This is a genomic window from Anoxybacillus sp. LAT27, from assembly GCF_022030075.1.
GTDB classification, from domain to species: domain Bacteria; phylum Bacillota; class Bacilli; order Bacillales; family Anoxybacillaceae; genus Anoxybacillus; species Anoxybacillus kestanbolensis.
Genome location: NZ_JAIWYK010000374.1, coordinates 1 through 227 on the forward strand (window position 1 = coordinate 1; position 227 = coordinate 227).

Annotated in this window: 1 protein-coding gene; it reads right to left on the reverse strand. The window is 70.0% G+C overall.

What is annotated here, in order from left to right; genetic code table 11:
- The coding region (locus tag LD028_RS09850; RefSeq protein ID WP_237811711.1) for a hypothetical protein at positions 1-227 on the reverse strand (227 nt) is incomplete at both ends.

Consider the following 227-nt stretch of genomic DNA (forward strand, 5'->3'; position numbering starts at 1 on the left):
GCAGGATGCGAACATAGGACAGCAGGGCGGTCAGGGCCACGCCGCCCACGTTCGTCTCCGAGACGTCGAACGTCAGCGGGCGGCCGGAGACGAAGGCCTGGGCGAGGACGAAGACGATGCTGGCGACGAGGAAGGCGGCCATCGCCGCCAGCGCCGCCAGCTTCATCACGCCGATCTTCCCGAGGATCAGCCGCCACCGCGCGTTGCGGGCGCTGATCAGCCGCCAG